General features: G+C 64.9%; 21 protein-coding genes. 10 read left to right on the top strand and 11 right to left on the bottom strand.

Annotated features, from left to right (window positions below; all coding sequences use genetic code 11):
• Positions 1-423: autotransporter outer membrane beta-barrel domain-containing protein (locus tag BMI87_RS19505; RefSeq protein ID WP_146681685.1), on the top strand; the 423-nt coding region annotated here is incomplete at its 5' end.
• Positions 424-535: 112 nt separating this feature from the next.
• On the opposite strand, the gene BMI87_RS19500 is transcribed toward BMI87_RS19505, so the two are convergent.
• Together BMI87_RS19500 and BMI87_RS19495 are read right to left on the bottom strand one after the other, a co-directional pair.
• On the bottom strand, positions 536-1,396 hold the full coding sequence (locus BMI87_RS19500) for a polysaccharide deacetylase (RefSeq protein ID WP_078523172.1): 861 nt from the start codon (positions 1,394-1,396) through the stop codon (positions 536-538).
• Between the two features lie 12 nt (positions 1,397-1,408).
• Positions 1,409-2,041, bottom strand: coding sequence for a TetR/AcrR family transcriptional regulator (locus BMI87_RS19495; RefSeq protein WP_078523171.1), 633 nt, complete (start codon positions 2,039-2,041; stop codon positions 1,409-1,411).
• 137 nt (positions 2,042-2,178) lie between these two features.
• On the opposite strand from BMI87_RS19495, the gene BMI87_RS19490 reads away from it, so the two are divergent.
• The 6 genes from BMI87_RS19490 to speB are packed head-to-tail and all read left to right on the top strand — an operon-like array spanning position 2,179 to position 7,371.
• Complete coding sequence (locus tag BMI87_RS19490; protein WP_078523170.1) at positions 2,179-3,240, top strand: ABC transporter substrate-binding protein; 1,062 nt, start codon at positions 2,179-2,181, stop codon at positions 3,238-3,240.
• A gap of 59 nt (positions 3,241-3,299) precedes the next feature.
• Positions 3,300-4,106: an ABC transporter permease gene (locus BMI87_RS19485; RefSeq protein ID WP_078523169.1), complete on the top strand. Its 807-nt coding sequence runs from the start codon at positions 3,300-3,302 to the stop codon at positions 4,104-4,106.
• On the top strand, positions 4,103-4,897 hold the full coding sequence (locus BMI87_RS19480; RefSeq protein WP_078523168.1) for an ABC transporter ATP-binding protein: 795 nt from the start codon (positions 4,103-4,105) through the stop codon (positions 4,895-4,897). Before BMI87_RS19485 ends, BMI87_RS19480 begins: the two co-directional genes overlap by 4 nt.
• Entirely contained in the window at positions 4,894-5,661 is a 768-nt protein-coding gene (locus BMI87_RS19475) for an SDR family NAD(P)-dependent oxidoreductase (RefSeq protein ID WP_210402497.1), read from the top strand. The genes BMI87_RS19480 and BMI87_RS19475 overlap by 4 nt, the downstream gene beginning before the upstream one ends.
• The gene (locus BMI87_RS19470; RefSeq protein ID WP_078523167.1) at positions 5,658-6,389 is read left to right on the top strand and encodes an SDR family NAD(P)-dependent oxidoreductase; all 732 of its coding nucleotides are present in this window, start codon (positions 5,658-5,660) and stop codon (positions 6,387-6,389) included. Before BMI87_RS19475 ends, BMI87_RS19470 begins: the two co-directional genes overlap by 4 nt.
• Positions 6,390-6,402: 13 nt before the next feature.
• Positions 6,403-7,371 carry an agmatinase gene (gene speB / locus BMI87_RS19465; RefSeq protein ID WP_078523166.1) on the top strand — a complete coding sequence of 323 codons (969 nt, stop codon included), beginning with the start codon at positions 6,403-6,405 and terminating at the stop codon, positions 7,369-7,371.
• Between the two features lie 16 nt (positions 7,372-7,387).
• Here the strand turns inward: speB and BMI87_RS19460 are convergent, their stop codons facing one another.
• Positions 7,388-7,711 (bottom strand): hypothetical protein, encoded by a 324-nt coding sequence (locus tag BMI87_RS19460; protein ID WP_078523165.1) that lies wholly within the window; start codon positions 7,709-7,711, stop codon positions 7,388-7,390.
• A 650-nt stretch (positions 7,712-8,361) separates the two neighbouring features.
• On the opposite strand from BMI87_RS19460, the gene BMI87_RS19455 reads away from it, so the two are divergent.
• From BMI87_RS19455 to BMI87_RS19445, 3 genes are all read left to right on the top strand, one after another.
• Positions 8,362-9,237 (top strand): Crp/Fnr family transcriptional regulator, encoded by an 876-nt coding sequence (locus BMI87_RS19455; RefSeq protein ID WP_168175242.1) that lies wholly within the window; start codon positions 8,362-8,364, stop codon positions 9,235-9,237.
• Between the two features lie 132 nt (positions 9,238-9,369).
• Positions 9,370-9,804, top strand: a complete 435-nt coding sequence (locus tag BMI87_RS19450; protein WP_078523163.1) for a hypothetical protein — start codon at positions 9,370-9,372, stop codon at positions 9,802-9,804.
• Positions 9,805-9,963: 159 nt separating this feature from the next.
• Positions 9,964-11,922 carry a PAS domain-containing sensor histidine kinase gene (locus BMI87_RS19445; RefSeq protein ID WP_078523162.1) on the top strand — a complete coding sequence of 653 codons (1,959 nt, stop codon included), beginning with the start codon at positions 9,964-9,966 and terminating at the stop codon, positions 11,920-11,922.
• Here BMI87_RS19445 and BMI87_RS19440 read toward each other — a convergent pair.
• From BMI87_RS19440 to BMI87_RS19405, 8 genes are all read right to left on the bottom strand, one after another.
• On the bottom strand, positions 11,897-12,610 hold the full coding sequence (locus BMI87_RS19440) for a response regulator transcription factor (RefSeq protein ID WP_078523161.1): 714 nt from the start codon (positions 12,608-12,610) through the stop codon (positions 11,897-11,899). The genes BMI87_RS19445 and BMI87_RS19440 overlap by 26 nt on opposite strands.
• A gap of 132 nt (positions 12,611-12,742) precedes the next feature.
• A complete protein-coding gene (locus BMI87_RS19435; protein WP_078523160.1) occupies positions 12,743-14,089 on the bottom strand; it encodes a hypothetical protein in 1,347 nt (448 codons plus the stop codon).
• Complete coding sequence (locus BMI87_RS19430) at positions 14,076-15,215, bottom strand: helix-turn-helix transcriptional regulator (RefSeq protein ID WP_078523159.1); 1,140 nt, start codon at positions 15,213-15,215, stop codon at positions 14,076-14,078. The genes BMI87_RS19435 and BMI87_RS19430 overlap by 14 nt, the downstream gene beginning before the upstream one ends.
• A 136-nt stretch (positions 15,216-15,351) precedes the next feature.
• A complete protein-coding gene (gene csgH, locus BMI87_RS19425) occupies positions 15,352-15,753 on the bottom strand; it encodes a curli-like amyloid fiber formation chaperone CsgH (RefSeq protein WP_078541297.1) in 402 nt (133 codons plus the stop codon).
• A gap of 73 nt (positions 15,754-15,826) precedes the next feature.
• On the bottom strand, positions 15,827-16,240 hold the full coding sequence (locus BMI87_RS19420; RefSeq protein WP_078523157.1) for a hypothetical protein: 414 nt from the start codon (positions 16,238-16,240) through the stop codon (positions 15,827-15,829).
• A 93-nt stretch (positions 16,241-16,333) separates the two neighbouring features.
• Positions 16,334-16,690 (bottom strand): hypothetical protein, encoded by a 357-nt coding sequence (locus tag BMI87_RS19415; RefSeq protein ID WP_078523156.1) that lies wholly within the window; start codon positions 16,688-16,690, stop codon positions 16,334-16,336.
• A gap of 743 nt (positions 16,691-17,433) precedes the next feature.
• Entirely contained in the window at positions 17,434-17,799 is a 366-nt protein-coding gene (locus tag BMI87_RS19410) for a hypothetical protein (RefSeq protein WP_078523155.1), read from the bottom strand.
• Positions 17,800-17,907: 108 nt separating this feature from the next.
• Positions 17,908-18,342 (bottom strand): host attachment protein, encoded by a 435-nt coding sequence (locus BMI87_RS19405; protein WP_078523154.1) that lies wholly within the window; start codon positions 18,340-18,342, stop codon positions 17,908-17,910.
• Between the last annotated feature and the right edge of the window lies 1 nt (position 18,343).

The following is an 18,343-nucleotide window of genomic DNA, read 5'->3' as shown; positions in this document are numbered from 1 at the left end:
GGCCCGACGGGTTCACTTGAGATGTATCACCTCTCGGTGGACGGCTTCGACGAAACCGGCGCGGGCGCGTGGAACCTGTCCGTCGGGGATCAATCCGGGACCGTGACCGTCGCCTCCGCCGGGATGCGTGGCCAATATGCGCTGTCTTCCAGCGCACAGGCCCCGACCCTGTCCGGTGCGATCAAGTACAACAAGGTCAGCGGCGACGATCAGCTCGTTCAGACCGCTTTCGTCGGGCTGCCCTCCAGCGCAACCCCGGTCGACGGCTTCGACATGAACTGGGTGACGGCGGATGTCGGGATCGACGTGCCGCTCAGCCAGACCGGAACGTTCTCCTCCAGCGTGCATGCCGGGATCTCGGGGACCTTCTCGAGCGACTATGAGAGCCACGCGCTGCAGGTTTCCTTCAACGCGAAGTTCTGAGCGCGAAGTTCTGAGCGCTCACAGGCCTAAACGAAGACACCGCGGCGCTTTTCGGCGCCGCGGTGCATCTATATTCGCAGGTCGATAACGGTTTTCCCCGGCCGATCGGGCGTTACCCCTCCATCCCGATCCGTTCCAGGCGCAGCGTCGCCGCTCCGGATTTCGCATGGCTGGCGATCTCTTCCATCGGCGCGAACCAGACGTCGCCCGCCTCCACGGCGCGCTCCAGCAGACGCTCCATCTCGCGCCAGCGCGCCAGACGGCCCGTCAGGAACGGGTGCAGAACCGGCATCCAGAACCCGCCCGCCTCGTGCATCGCGTCGAATTCCTCGGCGAAGGCACGGATGCCGTCCGAGGGCGCGCGGATCGGCATCAGGTAGTCGATCTCGCCGAAATGCGCGAAGGGCGGCCAATCGTCAGTACCCCAATGCGGCGGGACCTCGATCAGGCTGCCTTTCGGCGTCTCGACCAGATAGGGCAACTCGTCGGCCATCATCGAGCTGTCATAGAGAAACTCGTGCTCGATCAGCCGGTTGAGCATCGCAGGCGTGAAGGAATAGACCGGGGCGCGATAGCCGCGCGGCTTGCGGCCCGTCATCGCGACATGGACCTCCAGCGCGCGTTCGAACAGCTCCGCCTCGCGTTCGTCGGAATGCTCCATCGGGTCTTCGTGCATCCACGAATGATGCCCGATCTCGTGCCCCGCTTTCAGGATCGCCTCGACCGTCTCGGGGTAGTTCTGCATCACCCAGGCGGGCATGAAGAAGGTCTGGGTCAGGCCCAGACGACGATAGGTCTCGAGGATGCGCGGCACGGCGACCGTCGGCCCGTAACGGCCCATCGAGATCGGCTGCAGGCGCAGCTCGGCGTCCTCGGGACGGGCGGTGCGGATCAGCGAATCCGCGTCGATATCGAAGGTCACGCAGGCGGCGCTGCGCTTGCCCTCGGGCCAGGTGATCGGGTTGAGAAACATGTCACTCTCCGCTCAGGAAGGATCGGCAGGCACCGGGAGCGTCACCGAGAACAGCGCCACGAGATCGTTGCGCAGCCAGGTCTCGATCTCGTCCCGGCGCGCGGCGTCGGTGGAAATGAACTGGATGAAACGGGCGTTTTGCAGCTGGAACAGCGCCCGGCCCAGATGGAGCGGGTTCAGATCGGCGCTGAGCCGCCCGTCCCGCTGCATCGCCTCGATCCGGCGCACCAGCACCGAGGCAAGCTGTTCGTCGAGCTTGAAATAGGCCTTGGAAAGCTGCGTCCCCGCCTCGATCGTCACCGCCGCGATGACCTGACGCCAGATGTCTTTCTCCAGCGTCTGCATCGCGTGAACCATGATCTCGTGCGCGAAGGCCACCGTCAGCTCGACGAGCTCGGCCTCCGGTCCGGGCAGCGTCGAATCGAGCCGTTCCAGCAGCTGTTTGTCGCTTTCGATCACCAGCGCGAGCAGCACCCCGGCCTTGGTTCCGTAGTAGTTATGGACCGTCACGCCCGAGACGCCGGCCGCCACCGCGATCGCCTCAATCGTCGTCTTGTCATAGCCCTTCTCGCGAAAAAGCTCTTTGGCCGATGTGACGATGCGATTGCGACGGTCTTGTTTTTGTTGGGCGCGCAGGTTGCTCACTAAGTCCTCCTAGGGTTGCGAACAGTTTTCGGCAATTGCTCATCTTTGGTCAAGACAATTTTTTATTGCATAAAAGTTTTTATCGAATAAAGTTTTTGTACAAGATCAAGAATCCATACCAACAGCGAGGTCCGCTTATGCGCTCCGTACTCAAACTCGCCGCCGCCTCCGCGGTCGCCCTCTCCGCGGGCAGCCTCTCCGCTGCCGCCGCTGAAACCGTCAATGTCGGGGTCTGCGTCTCCTGGCCGGGCTATGCCATGCTCGAAGTCGCCAAGGAAAAGAACCTGATCCCCGATTACGACCTGAACATCACGATCTTCGAGGATCCGCTGGGCGGTCATGCCGCCCTCGCTGCGGGTCAGCTCGACGTTTATGGCTGCACCGCCGATTACACGCCGCTGGTCGTGGATCGCGGCACCGATGTGGTGAACGTGGCCCAGCTCAACCCCTCCTACGGGGTCGATCACGTCATCCTCGCGCCCGAGACCGAGCCCGCCGACCTGCCCGGCGAGAAGGTCTCGGCCCCGCAGGCCTATATCGGTCAGCTGCTGATGGGGATCTGGCTCGATTCCGAGGGCATCACCCCCGATCAGGTCGAGTGGGTGAACCTGAATGCCGATGAAGCCGTCGGTCCGATGATGTCGGGCGATCTGTCGGCTGCCTACATGTACGAGCCGTGGATCTCCAAGGTCTTGGAGGCAAAGCCCGGCGCGCGGTCCATCGTGAACACCGCCGATCCGGAGATGCTGAAGACCGGGATCTTCATGGATGCTCTGTATATGAACAAGAACTTCATCGCCAATGACCGCGAGGCGGCGCTGGCTGTGCTGAAAGCGCGTTGGGAAGGGCTGGCCTACTGGAACCAGCACACCGAAGAGACCAACAAGATGCTCGCATCGTTCCTGCAATGGCCCGAGGAAGATATCGGCTACGTCATCGGGACCAACGGCAAGTCCTTCGAGGGCGGCATCTACATGATGGATTTCGACGAATCCGCCCGCCTGTGCGGCGTACTCGACGGCGAAGGCCCGCTCGGGATGGCCAACGGTTCGATGGTCGACTCGATCGCGATGACCAATGACTGGTGGATCAAGCTCGGTCTGATGGAAAACAAGATCGACGCGTCGAAAGGCATCGACTGCTCGCTGATGGGCGATCTGGTCGAAGCCGGTTACCGCCAGAGCCTGACCGCACACTGACCCCCCTCGGGAAGCGCCGATCCCCGGCGCTTCCCTTCCCCCAAGCCGGAGCATCTACCTTGAGCGCCCGACCCACTCCCTTTCTCCAGCTGCGCAAGCCCGTGAGCCGCCGTCAGAAGCTGCTTTCCGCGCTCGCCATCTGGGTGCTGTTCTTCGGCATCTGGATCGTCGCCTCGGCCAGCGGCTTGGTGAACCCGCTTCTCGTACCCGCCCCGCAGCAGGTCTTCGCGACCACTTTCGATCTGTTCTTCAGCCGCGGGTTCGGCAGCGACGTCCTGATCTCCATCAGCCGCGTGCTGATCGCCTTCGCGCTGGCAAGTGCCGTGGCGGTGCCGCTGGGCGTGATGATGGGCTCCTTCCCCGCGATCGAGGCTTTCTTCGCCCCCTTCGTCTCGGCTTGGCGCTACCTCCCCGCGCCGTCCTTCATCCCGATCCTGCTGATGTGGTTCGGGACCGGCGAGGCGCCGAAACTGGCGCTGCTGTTCCTCGGCGTGATCTTCTTCCTGATCACCCTGATCATGGACCACACCAAGAATGTGCGCGAGGAACTGGTCGAGACCGCCCTGACGCTGGGCGCACCGCGCCACAAGGTCGTGGCCCGGGTGATCTTCCCCGCCGTGCTGCCCGATATCGTCACCGCGATGCGCCAGATGCTGGCGATGACGTGGACCTATCTGGTGATCGCCGAGATCGTCGCCTCCACCACCGGTATCGGCGCGATGATGATGCGCGCGCGACGCTTCCTGAACACCGATGAAATCCTGTCGGGGATCGTCGTGATCGGCGTGCTGGGGCTGCTCTTCGACCTCACTTTCTCCGCCCTGCACCGCTGGGCCTTCCCCTATCTGAGAAAGGCGAGACCATGAGTGCCGAAACCGCATTGGAAATCCGCGAGATCTCGAAGGAATTCGAGCTCTCGGGCGGGCGTAAGCTGGTCGCCGTCGAGGGCGCGGGCTTCACAGTCGAACGCAACTCGATCTGTGTCCTGCTCGGCCCGTCGGGCTGTGGGAAATCGACTATCCTGCGCATGATCGCAGGGCTTGAGACCCCGAGCGGCGGCGAGATCGTCATCGGCGGTCGCCGCGTCGAGGGACCGGGCCGCGACCGGGGCATGGTCTTTCAGGCCTATACCTCCTTCGACTGGCTGACGGTGCGCAAGAATGTCGAGTTCGGGATGCAGATCAACGGCGTCCCGGCCGCCGAGCGCCGCGAACGCGCGGAACGCTTCATCAATCTCGTAGGGCTCGGGAAATTCGCCGAGGCCTACCCGTCGCAGCTCTCGGGCGGGATGCGCCAGCGCGTGGCGATCGCGCGCACGCTGGCCAACGACCCGGAAGTGCTGCTGATGGACGAGCCCTTCGGCGCGCTCGATGCCGAGACCCGCTGGCTTATGCAGGAGCTGATGATCGACGTCGCCGAGAAGACCAACACGACGATGGTGATCGTCACCCACGATCTGGAGGAGGCGATCTTCCTCGCCGACAAGATCGTTTTTCTCTCGAGCCATCCGGGCCGCGTGAAAGAGGTGATCGTGCCGGAATTCAAGAAAGGCACCCGCATCGCCGACAAGGAAAGGGCCGTGAAACTCGACGGCTACTCCGATCTGGAGGCCCATCTGATGCGGCTGATGCGAGAGGAAGGACGCGGCAAGGAATGAGCGTGACATTCGACTTCACCGGCAAGACCGTTCTGCTCACCGGCGCTTCGAGCGGGATCGGCTATGGCATTGCCGAAGGCTTCGCGCGCGCCGGCGCCGATCTGATCATCCTGTCCGAGACCGAGACTATCTATGACGCCGCCGAAAGCCTGCCCGGCAAGGTCCGCGCGATCCGCTGCGACATCGCAGACGCCGCGATGGTGACCGAGGTGCTGGCCGATATCGAACGCGTCGATGTGCTGGTGAACAATGCAGGCCTCGAACGCCCCACCCCGCTCAACGGTGCGAACCCGTTGGGCAACGCGACCTTCGAGCGGATCGTGGCGATCAACATCACCGGCACGCAGAACGTGACCGACGCGCTGATCTCGCGCATCCCCGAGGGCGGGCGCATCCTGAACACCGCCTCGATCTGGGCGCGCACCGCCGTGCCGGGCTTCTCGGCCTATGTCGCGAGCAAACACGCGCTTCTGGGCCTGACCCGGACATGGGCGCAGGAACTGGGCCCCCGCGGCATCCGCGTCAACGCGATCTGCCCCGGCTGGGTGAAAACCGGCCCGGCGGCAAATTCGCTGCGGGAACTGGCGGAATCCAGCGGGCGCAGCGAGGCCGAGGTCGAAGCCGAGATCATGGCCGCGCAGGCGATCGACGGGCTGATGGTGCCCGCCGATATGGCCGATCCTTACATGTTTCTCGCGTCCGACGCGGGCGCGAACATCACCGGTCAGGCGCTCAACGTCGACCGCGGCGAGGTAATGTCATGAGCCTTCAGGGAAAAGTCGCGCTGGTCACCGGCGGCTCGCGCGGGATCGGGCGCGCCATAGCGCTCGCGCTGGCCGAACAGGGCGCGAAAGTCGCCTTTTGTCATCCCGACGACGCGCAGGCGCACGACACGCTGGCCGAGCTTCAAAAGCTGACCGAGGCGGAATCCCTGCCCGCCGATGTCGCCGACGAGGCGCAGGTCGAGGGGATGTTCGACGCCGTCATGTCCCGCTTCGGGCGGATCGACATCCTCGTGAACAACGCGGGCATCCTGCGCGAAAGCCCGATTTCCGAGACGAAGATCGACGAATTCGACCGGGTGATCGCGGTGAACCTGCGCGGCACTTTCCTTGCGTCGCGCGCCTTCGTGCGCCGTACCGAGGACGGCCGGATCATCAATATCGCGAGCGATCTGGGCTTTCTGGGTCGCGAGGAAATGTCCGCCTATACCGCCTCGAAAGGCGCGATCATCGCGCTGACCCGGACGCTGGCGCGCGAGCTGGCGCCGAAGATCCTCGTCAACGCCATCGCGCCGGGCTCGATCGAGACCGATATGACGAGCCCCGCCTCGATGAGCCCCGAACAGCTGGCAATCGACATGGCGACGCCGCTCGCCCGGTTCGGTCAGCCCGAAGATATCGCCGCGATGGCCTGCTATCTCGCAGGCCCGCAGAGCAATTTCATCACCGGTCAATGCTTCGGCGTGAACGGTGGCAGTGTCATGACCTGACAGGAGCGACCCCATGTCCAGCGATTCCTATTTCCACCCGGTTTCCGGCTTCGATCTGCCGCGCTTTGCGGGCGTGCCGACCTTCATGCGCCTGCCGCATGTCGAACTCGACAATCCGCGCCTGAAGGATGTGCAGGTCGGGTTCATCGGCAGCCCCTGGGATTCCGGCACCACCAACCGTCCCGGCCCGCGCCACGGGCCGCGCCAGCTGCGCGATCTCTCGACGATGATCCGGGCGCAGAACGGCGCGACCGGCGTGCGCCCCTTCGAGATGGTCAACTGCGCCGACCTCGGCGACGTGGCCCCGAACCCCGCCGACATTCAGGATGCGATGGACCGGATCACCCGGTTCTTCGAGACCGTCCGCGCCCATGGCATCCGCCCGATCACGGCAGGCGGCGACCACCTCAACTCGCTGCCGATCCTGCGCGCGCTGGGCACGCCCGAGCCGCTCGGCCTGGTGCATTTCGACAGCCATACCGACCTGTTCCACAGCTATTTCGGCGGCAACATGTACACCCACGGCACGCCGTTCCGCCGCGCCATCGAAGAGGGTCTCCTGGACCCGAAACGCGTGGTGCAGATCGGCATTCGCGGCTCGACCTATGACAGCGAGGACCGCGATTTCGCCGATAGCGTCGGCGTGCGCGTGATCCCGATCGAGGAATTCCATGCCCGCGGCGTCGAGGATGTGATGGCGGAAGCGCGCGAGATCGTCGGCACCAAGCCCACCTATCTCTCCTACGATATCGACTTCATCGACCCGGCCTTCGCCCCCGGCACCGGCACACCCGAAGTCGGCGGCCCCAATTCCTATCAGGCGCTGCAGGTGATCCGCCTGCTCGACGGGGTCAACATCGTCGGCGCCGATCTGGTCGAGGTCTCCCCGCCCTTCGACCCGTCCGGCGCGACCGCTTTCCTCGGCGTCTCGGTGATGTTCGAGATCCTCTGCCAGATGGCGGTGCGCATGACCCGCGGGTGATCGCCGCGCCGCCCGCTCAGCCCACGCGGCGCATATCTTTCGCGTGGGTGCGATAGACCGGGGTCATGTTGTTGTCGAGGCTTGCGCCGAGGTCGAGATCCGACTCTTGCAGCCGGGCGACCTCCTGCAGGGCGAGGCCGAGATAGCGCGCGATTTCCTGCGTCGAGAGCCCGAGATCGCTCAGCGCCGAGACTTCCAGCGCGCGATCCGGTCCCGTTTCCTCAGCGCGCGCGCCCGACAAAGGCCAGGGAATGGTCTTCGTCGCGCGGCTGTCCTGCCGTGGCTTACGCGGCAGCGGTAGAAGGTCAGGGCTGTTTTCTGGGGTGATCCAACGAAACATCCGCACACTCCTTCGAGCTTGGCTATGAGGCCCGTTCAGCTAAACCGCATCGTGCCCGCCGCGCCATTGACCGCCGTCAATGCGAACCGCGCAGACCCGGTTCGGTGCGCTCTCTGGGCGGGGTTTTGCCAATCCACGCAGGGCGCCCGGAGGGGCAACACGTCTTTTCACTGTTCCGGCACTGGATTGGGTCGGAGCGCGGACCGAAACCCGAGCGCTGATGCGCAACCTGCGACAAGGGCCGCAGCCTGCGCGGTCATGGCTGCGATTGACGCCCAATAATGCCACGCGCGCCGCGCGGGCGTATACTTGGATATTCGCGGAGGGTTGGGGCTACCTCACCCGTTCGAGTCTGCTCGAAGAGCCTTTCGCGAAACCCGCCGGCCACCGCGCGTCTGTCCCCAAGGCTCGGCCGGCGGGGCCGTTTTCATGCGCGTTTCAAAACTCCGCCGATGGCGCACTGCAGGTCAGTGAGTGCGCCACGCTACGCAATATTATTGCGCGAAATGCCTCTCATATTTCGGAAATCTACATTTCTCTACAATTTCTCGCCTGACAGATGGCCCCTGAAGCGGCAAGATTCCTGCAGTCACAAAAGACGCGTGTTGCCCGACCACTGCCATCGATCGGGGGGCATAAAGGGGGGGAATATGTTCAATACTCAGGCCATACGGCCGCAAGTCGACGCGAAATGCGAGGACTGCATCGCGCGCCAGACAGGACTTTGTAGCGCCTTTGAGAGCGAAGCGCTCCTCGATTTTGCGCATCGCAGCTACCGTGAAACCTATCACCAGGGGGCCGAGATCGCGGCTCAGGGCGAAGTGGCGGAACGGGTCGGCATCGTCGCCTCCGGGCTGGTGAAAGTCGTCGTTCTGACCGAAGGCGGGGACGAATACGTTCTGCAAATCCTACGCGCGGGGCACCTGATCGGGGATCCGGACCGCGAGGTGAACGGGTTTTCCAGCGAGGCCGCCACCGACACCGCGATCTGCTGGATGGCGCGCCAGACATGGCACAATTTCCTGCAAACGCATCCGCAGATCTTCCGCGGCTGTCTGTCGGCGCTGAACCGGCAGTTCGAGGAGCTGCAGTTGAGCGTCGTGAAAATGCGCGGGCGCAGCACCGTGCAGCGGCTCGCGCTTTGGCTGATCGAACAGCTCCCCGGTGCGCCCGACGGCAGCACACCGCAAATTCGCATCGTGCTGACCCGGCGCGATCTGGCGTCGCTGTTGGACATGACGGTGGAGACCCTGTGCCGGGCGCTGCACCAGATCGAAGAGCGCGGCGCGATCCGCCTGCTTGCGCCCGACCATCTCGAAGTCAGGGATCTCGGACGACTGCGTCGGCTTGCGAAATACCAGAATGAGCGGATCGGCGCGGCCCTTGCCGAGCCCGATCCCGCACCGCGCCTGTCTCAACGCGAGAGATGGTCCAGGGGCGGAAAAGCACCCGTCTCGCGGGTCGGGTCCGAAGGATATGCGCCCGGACGCACGCCGGACTTCGCCGCACGCGGGGCGCGCCGATAGAACGAGGACGCATCGCTTCGGGGTGTGGCCGTGTATCACACATCGCCCGGCATGCATTGATCGTGGTCAATGCGCGTGACCTCACGCGCGGCAAAGCTCGCGATGTGTCAGATCACATCCCGGGAGGCCCCTATGCCACGCAAATCCGACGCGACCGCCCGCACCAGCGCGGGCTATGCTGAGCTCGTGAAACGCCTGCTTCCGCCCGACGGGCCGGACCCGGCACTGCTTGGCCCGATCGTCGCGATGCAAACTCAAGCGGCCGATCGAATGTTGCAGCGCAATCAGGAATGGCTGCGCTTCACCACCGATCGCATCACCTGCGACCGCGCCCTGCTCGCCAGCCTGTCCAATCCCGGCGATCCCGCCGCGCTCGCCTCCGCCTGGTCGGAGTTCTTCTCCGGCGCGATCGACGATTACTCCGCGCTCTATCGCCGCCTCTGGGGGCAATATGCCGAGGAGATGACGGAGGCGGTGTTCGACAGCCAGAAACAGGCGCGGGACCTGTTCATGACCTCCCTGCAAGGGGCGGGTTTCGGCGAGCACCGCCACGCGACGCCGGTCTGAGCGACCGCAATGGGAAGGTCGGATCTGCCTCTCAACGGCGGGCCCGGCAGGTATAGTTTTGTGCGATTTTTCGTCTTTCCTCCACGGTGGGACACGAGACCGAGTATGATTTCATGAGTGATCAGGGCGTGGTGCCAAGCGCGAAATGAGGTGGCGCCAGTGGTAAATTCCAAACGCGAAGACACCGGACCGAAGACGCGTGCCTCGCGCGCGGCGCTTGCCGATGGTCTGGGAGACATGATCTCTCTGATGCCGATCCCGGTCGCGGTGTTCGACACCGCGACGCGTCTGGTTGCGACCTCGGCGGCGTTTCAGGAGAGCTACGGCGTCGATCTCTCCGGCGCGAGCGAACCGGGTGACGGCGACCTGCTGCCCTGGCTACCGGAGGGCTACCCCGTCGCGCGCGATAAAGCGCTTACCGGAGAAGTCGTGCAATGCGACGAGACCCGGACGACGCTCCCCGATGGGCGTGTGATCCGGAACCGCTGGATTACCGCACCGATCCACCGCGACGGCGGCGTCGCGGGGATTATCCTCATCATCGAGGATATCAGCGCCGGGAAGGACTCGCAGCCTCCGACCGCTCTGCGCGCGGAACGGATCGCCGAGGCGATGGATGCCGCCGGGATCGCCCTGTTCGAGGTGGATTTCGACCGTGATGCGTTCCTCGCGACCGGATCCGCCCGGCAGCTTCTGGAAACGCAGGAGGTGCCCGACAGCTACGAGAAATGGCTCGCCCTCGCCGCGCCGGAGGATCGTGCGCAGTTCGACGCGGTCTATCGCGCGGCGCTGGACCCCACCGGCAGCCGAAAGTTCTCGATCGAGTTCAAGCTTGCCGATAGCGCCGAGCCCAAAGTGATCGAGTTGCGCGGCAATATCCGGTTTGATGAGACCTGCGATCCGCCCCGTCCGCTGGGCGTCGTCGGCGCGATCCTCGATCGCACGGAACGCGCGCGGATATCGGAGGCGTTGGTACAGGCGCAGCGGCTGGAAACCGTGGGCCGAATGGCGGGCCTTATTGCGCATGATTTCAACAACTTGCTGACCGTTATCCTGTCCAATTTGGAGCTCGCATCGCGCGCCGAGATGGCCGAGATCGCGCGCGACCACCTGGAACGCGCGATCGACGCGACGCAGATCGGTGCGGGGTTCAATCAGCGGCTTCTGGCGCTTGCCGGAGCGCGGACGCCGAAACCGGTGCGCTTCGGCCTCGATGCGCAGCTCGCCGAGACTTGGACGTTGCTCGAGCGGGTGCTCGGAGAACAGGTGCATCTGCGTCTCCTGCCCGGCGCCGATCATGGCCAGATCTACATGGATCGCGGGGAGTTGGACGGCGCACTGCTCAATCTCGTCATCAATGCGCGCGACGCGATGACGGCCACCGGTACGATCACCATTCAGACCGGCTGCGCACGGTTTGACGCGCATCAGGCCGCCGAGATCGACGGCGCGCGGCCGGGCTGTTTCCTCACGGTGAGCGTGACCGATACCGGACAGGGCATGACGCCCGAGGTGCGCAGGCAGGCTATCGATCCGTTTTTCACCACCAAACATGCGCATGTCGGGAACGGGCTCGGCCTGACCAGCGTGGCGAGTTCGGTCGCGCGAGCGGGCGGCTTCCTGCATATCGACACGGCCCCCGACAAAGGCACCACGATCACGCTCTATCTGCCCGAGACCGAGGGGGAGCCCACACCCGCGCCTGCCGACCATCACGACGCACTGCGAATGGGAGATGGTCAGCTGGTGCTGGTGGTCGAGGACGATCCGCTCGTGCGCGAGGCGGTTCTCGACCGGCTGGAAGCACTTGGCTACGCGGTGATCGAGGCCGCGAACGCATCCGAGGCGCTGGAACAGATCGAGGCGGGCGAGCCGGTCGAGCTGCTGTTTTCCGACGTCGTCTTGCCCGGCACCTTTTCGGGCTTCGACCTTGTCGATCGCGCCCGCGCCCGCGATCCCGCATTGCCCGTCCTTCTGACCTCTGGCCATACGTCCGAGCATTTCTCCGGGCGCCCCGAAGCCGAACGCGAGGTGGAATTGCTCACGAAGCCCTATTCTCTCTCGACGTTGAGTGCGGCGGTCGCGCGTGCGCTCAAGCCGGAGGGACCTCCCCCGTGATCTGGCCGGTGAAGACATAGCCCACGCCGCGCACGGATCGGATCATCCGATTGGCATCATCCGCCGGTTCGATCTTGCGCCGAAGCCGGGCAATATGGGTATCGATGGTCCGGTCATAGGGCGACCAGTCGCGCCCGTGGAGCACCCGGTTGATGTCGTCGCGCGAGAGGACCTGCTCCGGGCGGCTGAGGAATAACTCAAGCAGTTTCGCCTCCGTTCCGGTCAGATCCTCACGGCGACCGTCATTATGCTCGATCACGCCGTGACGCAGGTCGATACTGCTGTGATCGATGCGCAGCCGCTTGCGCGGCACGTTGCGGGTCCGATAGCCATCGAGCACCCTGCGGATGCGGATCGCGACCTCGCGCGCGGCGAAGGGTTTGACGATGTAGTCATCCGCCCCCGCCTCCAGACCGCGCACCCGGTCGAGCGGTTGCCCTTGCCCGGTGATGAAGATGACGGGAATATTGCTGCGCCCGCGCAGGACACGCGCGAGTGCGAGCCCGTCATCCGCGCCCAGCCCCAGATCGAGTGTCACGAGATCGACGTCGCCCGCTTCGATCTCTTGCATCATGCCAGTGGCGTCCGATGCCTCGCGCACCGACCAGCCTTCCGCCTCAAGGCAGTCCCGCAGCGCTCCGCGCACGGAAGGATCATCTTCGACGACGAGAATTGTCTGCTGTTCCACAGGCGCGACCTCCTATCCCCTCCGCACCTATCGGGAGCGTCGCGGCGCTTTTCATGGCACCGCAAACCCCTGTCCCGAATTATGTCATGATCGGCGCCCCCTGTCCGCCCTGTCTTTGATGGTGATCAAGCGTCAGAAACGGTACAGGAAATTAAACGTGATCGTTCCCTCAAACCCGTGCCGCCACCGAATTTCGTCGTGCCGGATTGTCTCGCCCGCAGTCGAGAGCGCCGCCGCCGAGGCCGACCCGGAGCCCACCGTCGTCGTCCCCGAAGAGCGCGAAATGAGCGACGCCTGACCCGTTTCCTGCACCCCCAGAGAGACGGCGAAGGCGCTGTTCCGACCGAGTTGCTGCTCGAACACCATGCCCGCACGCAGGACCGGTTCCACACGGGAGTATCGGGACCGCTCGGGCGCGTTGCTGGCCGAGGCGAGCCCCGGGATCGAGAGGGTTTCCTCACTGCGACCGCTTGCCGACACCGCCTTTGCGCCGAGGTCGAGATAGAGGCCGAAGGACAGGTCGCTGGTCACCAGACGCCGCCCGCCCAGCCCCACGGTGAGGCTCTGGCTGCGCTCGTGCAGGCGCGTGCGGCGGGCGCTCTCGATGGCCGGGATGGCCCGGCTCGCCGTGAGAGAGGCCGTCGTCGTGTAGGTCTCGCCCGTGTGGCGCGACAGATCCCCGAAGCCGAGACGCGGGCCCCAGCTCCAGTCGCGGCTGTGCCCCAGCGGGCTCGCGATAACGCCGCCCAGCTCGCGCACCCGGCTATGGGCGCTGACCCGTTGCGCGACCTTCACGCTGTCCGGCGCACCGAGACCGATAACGGAAAACCCGCCCGGATCGAACACCGCCGCCAGAGCTGTGGCCTCTCCGGTAGCGCCATCGAGACTGAGCGCCGCGAAGCCGCCCCCGCCTGCGCCAGGCGAAAACGCGTAGGTCTCGATGCGATTGCCGATGACTGCGGGCGAGAAGGACTGTTGCTCGATATGAACGGTGCCGCCCTGCCCGTCGGGAAGGGACAGCGAGGCTGTCGCATTTGCCCCCGACAGCGTGCCCCCCGCGCCAAGCATCGGGTTCAGATCGATCGCGATATTGCCCTGCCCCGTGCGCGGCCCCGTCAGAAGGAGCGTACCGGAACTCGGCAGCCCCGAGACAGCTTGCGCCTGCGCGAAACCGGAGCCGCGCCCGAAGCTCAGACCGAGCTGAGGCCGGGTCGAGAAATCCGGGGTCCAGCCCGCCTGCGGAAGGATTTGCAGAGGGCGCATGGGGCCTTGCAGCCCGAACTCCACGCCGCGCCCCTCGTCTCCGGTGATCTGAGAGCCCAGCCCCGGCACGAACGGTCCGCGTTGGGGCGGCGCGAGCGACCAGCCCTGCCACATCGAGGGCGGCTGCGCCTGAACCGGAGGCGTCAGAGCGGCCAGCGCGACCATCCCGCCGAGGGCGAACCCGAGGGGGTGGAATATGCGCTCACGCCGTCGCATTGATCGTAGCAAGGCGGCTCAGAAGGGCCACCAGCTCCTGTTGGCGCGACGTTTCGGTCTTGCGCATCACCGCCGCGAGTTGATTGCGCAAGGTTTCCTTCGACATCCGCCGGCGCGAGGCCAGCTCGCCGATCGACTCCCCCGCCAGCAGCGCCAGGGCGAGATCGGCCTCCTTCGCGTTCATGCCGAAGAGCCGCCAGAGAAAATCCTGATCCAGTTCGAGCGGCATATCGAGGTCTTCGTAGATCACCGCGAAATTCGGCCCGGCGCCCGGCAGGCCAACCGCCTCGCCCGCGGCCAGCCGGATGATTGTGAGGATCTCGCGCGGCTCACCGCGATTTCGCGGCACGGACATGATCGCGACGCGCTGACGCAGGCTGCCTTGCAGCGATTGGATCTGGGTCGCAAATTCGTCGTCTACGACGGGATCGGACAGCCGCAATGTTCCATCTGGCGAAACCTGCAGCGCGCGGCCATTGCGCAGGATTGCCCGCGCCCGCCCGTTCATCCGCGAAACGTTGCGCCGCTCGTTGCACAGCACCACCGAGAAGGGCAGAATTTCCAGAAGATTACCGCTCAGACGCTCGGCCGCGTCGAGCCGTTGGCGCACCTCCATGATCCGCGTCGCCACATCGAGCTGCCGCGCGAGCCGGGTCAGGAAGTCCTTCAAAGGCCGCCGCAGCTCCGCCTCCAGATGGCGCGGATAGCGCAGTTCGATCCCCAGAAGATGACGCTCGCCACGATCGAACAGGACACCGGCGAGACAGGTTTTGGGCGGGCTCGTCCGGCGCAGCACCTGCCCCATCTGCCCGCCATTCACCGTATCCGCACCGAGATCGCCGTCGTCATAGACCCGGCCGATCTCCTGCCCGTGCAGACTGTGCGCCCAGCCATCGGGGGCGCGCATCTCCTCGGCAAAGGCCCGGCGCAATTCCGGGTTCGGCGTATCGAGAAGCAGGAAGTTCCCTGCGCCCTGCATCCGTTCCAGCCCGACAATCATCGGCGTCGCTTCGGGAAAATTCATCGCGACGACCGCGAGCACGGAGCGAAATAGATCCCCTTCGATGGCAGATGTGAAAATTTGATCGACCGCTGCGCCGTTCTCAGCGTGCATGCTCAAAGACATGGCGAAATCCCCTTAACCCTTTGATTAAGGAAATCCTCCGCCACGGAGAAATTTCGACAATGACAGTCATCAAGCCTGCCTATGCGCGCCGACAATGTGCGGCGCGTGCAAAGGCGGAATCAGCGGGTCCCGACGATCACTTTTTTGCACTGCAGGTCACGCCACCCTCGCCTTCGACGTCCAGTCGCGCCGAGACGACGGCATGTGGACCGGCGGAGACATAGACCTTGGACAGCGTCTGCGCCTCGTCCGCGCGGGTGGCGAAAGCGCCGCCCTGCGTGGTGCTGGAGGTGCCGCCCGCACCGCTCGAGATCACGGTGAAGGAGTAGCGCCCGCGCATTGCGCGCGCCGATTGCACCCGCGCGGTCAGCTCGAGATGCGGAGCTGCGGGGCGCTCTGCGATCTCGCAGCTGAGAGGGGCTGCGCCTTGTGAGCTTTGCGCGCTCATCGCGAGCGCCATTCCGAATGGCATCCCTCCGATGAGGACAAGCAGCCCTCCGCGACGCAGGTAGTCGAGCATTTGCAGGTTCCGAGGCATGGTGTGCCTCCTTTCTCGTCCCCCTGCCCCGCACGCGTTGCGACGGGCGGGGCTGAACGGACGGCTATCGGTTTCATTTCAGCTCGAACTGAATGCCGATCGAGCCGTTTCCGCCAACGCTGGTCCCGCTGCGGGTCACACCCAGCCGGGTCTCACCCTGGAAATGGGTCTCCGTCTGGTAGTTGCCGAGCTGAGAGATCGAGCTGCCGAAACCAGAGCCCGATTGGACGGTGCCCGCGACATTGTTGTGCCCGCTCTGCGTGGTTGAGGCGTCATTAAAGCTGCCCTGCTGCTGCGTGACGGCCACATTGCCGCGTGAAGGTTGCGGGGCGATGGATGCGATGGGGGCGCTACTCGGATCATAGAAAGGCCGGCTCTGCGCCGCAGCTTCCTTCGCGAAAACGCCGAATGCGAGAGCGGCCAAAAGCCCGGTCGCGAGGATCGCGGGGGGCGCCGTGGGGGCTCTCATCTGTGTTGCGAAACTCATAACCTTTCTCCTTGTTGCTGTCGCGACGGCACAGCAGCCGCCTTCAAGACGTTGATCGGGCGGATCGCAGCCCGCCCGATCAACCATGGGACGTCAGTTCTGAACGGTGCTCGACACGTTGCCGACACCGGTCTGGACCGTGGCCGACGAGTTGCCGACATTGCCCTGAATGGTGGACGAGTAGTTCCCGAGGCCCAGCTGATCGGTGATCGAGTTGTTGAACGCGCCGGTCTGACCGGTGCCCGAGAAGTTGGCGATCCCACGTTGCACCGTGGTGCTGGTGTTGCCGTAGTCGCGCTGCACGGTGATGGCCGAGTTGTTCATGCCAAGCTGCGTCGTGCTCGACCCATTGAACCAGCCCATCTGGTCGGTGAGCGACACGTTACCGCCTGCGAGGGCGGCTCCGGCGCCGGAGAGAACGACAGCGGCGGCGAGAAGCAGATGTTTCATGGTGATGGTCTCCAGACTAAAGAATGTTGATCGATCCGGATCCGCGTCCCGATCGTTCCTCCACGCTACGCCGGAGCTGCGCCGGGATCGGGGACGCAAACATCATCGAAGACGCCCCGATCGCCATGCGCTTCGGCCTGAACGCTGCCCCTTCGGCACCGTCCGACCGCGGACCGCCCGCGATAGTTCACGCACCGGCACAAGTGGTGCGCCAGACGCGATATCCTTGCCCACTGCGCGCATATGGCCGCGCAGTTGCCCCGAACGGGTCAGCGCGTGACGCGGGCGCAGGACGGGCTGCGGCGGATGGGGCGCGAGCCATGGCGGTCTCGCTTGCGCCCGCGCAATGACGGAAGGCCATCTGCGTGAGACGCAGGCCGCCAAGCGGAGGCAGATCGGCGGCGACGATGGCTCCGCATGTCAGCGCATTGACGCGCGACAAGACACGGTTGGAAAAGCCCACCGCTTGAATCTACGCGAAGCCGGAAATTGCGAATGTCCCGGAGCTGTTCGGTTGATACCGGCGGCTCTGGCCGTGCTTATGGAGAGAACCGCGCGACTCAGGCCGGAGGGAACTGTGGAAAACTTACAAGGACCACGCGGCGACGCGCCCCCGAAATGCGCAGCGCGCGTTCCCGATACGGAAACGCGCGCCACTCCCCCCTGACAGACTCTGCAAGCGGTGTCTCTTTATCGACCCCTACCGCCCGCGCGGTCTGCCCCCACACACATGCCAGTTCCCCTCAATTGCGACGCTCCATCAGCAGCGCGACCAGCAGGCCGGTTCCGACCATACCAAGAAGCACCCCGGCCCAGGGCACGGGGTGGCTGCGAACGCTTCGACGCAAGTCATGCTGCGCCTCTGCCAGCGAGTGGCGCATTTCGAGCACCGCGTCGCGGGTATCCTCCACGAGATCGTGACCCCGCCGCGTCGCCTCCGCACCAAGGTCGCTGGCCCGCAGCCGACCATGACGTCGCAACGCCTGCGCCAACTCCGTCACATCGTCGCGCAGCTCTTCCAGATCGGAGCGGATCGCCTCGACGGCGTGGCGCTCGCGATCCTCGATATCGGCGCGTTCGTGTGCAGCGTCGCTGGATGTCTTGGCCATGGCGTTTCTCCTCTGATCCGGTTTTGAACCGAGCGACAGGTAGGCAGGATGCAAAGCCGCAAGGCATTCCGCATTGATCGCCGTCACTGCAAAATGCAAAGGCGCGGCTCACGTGACCTTCAGCGCCTCTTGCAGCTTCTCACGGAAATGGCGCGGCGAGAGGCTCGCGAGGTTGGAGTGGATCTCCCGGCTCACCCGCGCCGCCAGAGCCGCGGACATGGCGTCGCGCATTGCGCCCAGCATCCGCGGCGGCGCGACGAGGACGAGCGTGTCGAATTGCTCTCGCCCGAGGCTCTCTTCGAGACGTTCACACAGCTGATGCGCGAAAGCGATCTCCGGCGCGTGGTCCGGATCGCCATGCGGCGCCATCGTGGCCCGCCGCCCGGGCGACCCGCTCGAGAAGCTGCGACCCGCCTTATCTCGCGGGCTCTCATGCGGCGCTTCCAGCTCGAAGACCGCCTTGCTTCCCTCGGCATCGGCCAGCACATGCGCGCTGGCGGCGTTCATCACCACGATCCATTCGGTTTTCTTCGGCTGTCGCATC

Source organism: Thioclava sp. F28-4 (genome assembly GCF_002020045.1).
Lineage (GTDB): Bacteria > Pseudomonadota > Alphaproteobacteria > Rhodobacterales > Rhodobacteraceae > Thioclava > Thioclava sediminum.
The sequence above is the reverse complement of the archived record's forward strand: the minus strand, read 5'-3'. Positions and strand labels throughout refer to the sequence as shown.